This is a genomic window from Pseudomonas sp. E45-MNA-CIBAN-0222 (assembly GCF_040310405.1).
GTDB lineage: Bacteria > Pseudomonadota > Gammaproteobacteria > Pseudomonadales > Pseudomonadaceae > Stutzerimonas > Stutzerimonas stutzeri_AC.
In genome coordinates, this window is record NZ_JBEOPU010000153.1 from 1 (window position 1) to 260 (window position 260).

Consider the following 260-nt stretch of genomic DNA (forward strand, 5'->3'; position numbering starts at 1 on the left):
GCCGCAGTCACTGCGCGGGTAGGTGATGACCTTGTGGGTTTCGTAAAGAGATTGGGCGATATCCAGGGTTTCCTGGGCGCCGAGGCCGAGCTTTTTCGAGCAGATTTCCTGCAAGGTGCCAAGGTCGAAGAGCAGGGGTGCCACTTCGCGCATGCGTTCGGTACGCAACTTGATCAACCGCGCGCTGGCGGCGTTGCTCATTGCCGTCGCGGCCTGTTGCGCCAGCTGCGGATTGAGGCAGCGGCCCTGATCATCACAGG

1 protein-coding gene is annotated in these 260 nt (G+C 61.5%); it reads right to left on the reverse strand.

Annotated features, from left to right (window positions below):
* Positions 1–260: DNA topoisomerase (locus tag AAEZ08_RS23135; RefSeq protein WP_500125209.1), on the reverse strand; the 260-nt coding region annotated here is incomplete at both ends.